The organism is Providencia alcalifaciens DSM 30120, from assembly GCF_000173415.1.
GTDB classification, from domain to species: domain Bacteria; phylum Pseudomonadota; class Gammaproteobacteria; order Enterobacterales; family Enterobacteriaceae; genus Providencia; species Providencia alcalifaciens.
In genome coordinates this window covers 1-616 of record NZ_ABXW01000013.1, presented here as the reverse complement: position 1 = coordinate 616, position 616 = coordinate 1, and the positions used below count along the sequence as shown (strand labels likewise).

The window sequence follows — 616 nt, the reverse complement described above, 5'->3', positions numbered from 1 at the left end:
AGTTTCGGTGACTTTACTCGTTCATTCTTAGAAATGACCACTAAGATGCTAATGCAGATGGCTATGCTTAATTCTATGAAAGCAGCATTTGGTGGAACAGCGGTAGGTGGTTTTCTTGGGTTTGCTGGTGGTGGGTACACCGGGGATGGTGGCAAATATGACGCAGCTGGTGTTGTACATAAAGGGGAGTTCGTATTTGATAAAGACAGCACGGCTAAGTTAGGAAAAGACAATCTTTATCGCTTGATGGATGCAGGTAAGAAAGGCTATGCATCGGGTGGTTATGTTGGTGGCTCTCAGCCAATGTCAGTTAATCAATCAAGAGTTCAAGTTTATGGCGCTCAATCTGCTGTAGGGGCTCAAGTTAACATATCTATTGGGGATTTAAACTTTGGCAATAATCAGCAGCAGCCATCCTCGGGGCAAATTAATCATTCCGCAGTAAAGCGAGAGCTAAATCAAGAAATGGAGGGAGTAGTTAATAAACTTTTACTCAATCCTGCATCGGCACTATCAAGGGCAATTAAAGGCAACTAACAGCCACCGCATTGGTGGCTTTTTTATTTGAGGTGAGCATGATTGAAGAGTTTAAGTGGCGAACTCAAACGCAGGAGTC

The 616-nt window shown here is 43.5% G+C and carries 1 pseudogene; it reads left to right on the top strand.

The features are described 5' to 3' along the window. A pseudogene (locus PROVALCAL_RS19930) lies at window positions 1-537 on the top strand (phage tail tape measure protein); the annotation flags it as partial. Window positions 538-616: the final 79 nt, after the last annotated feature.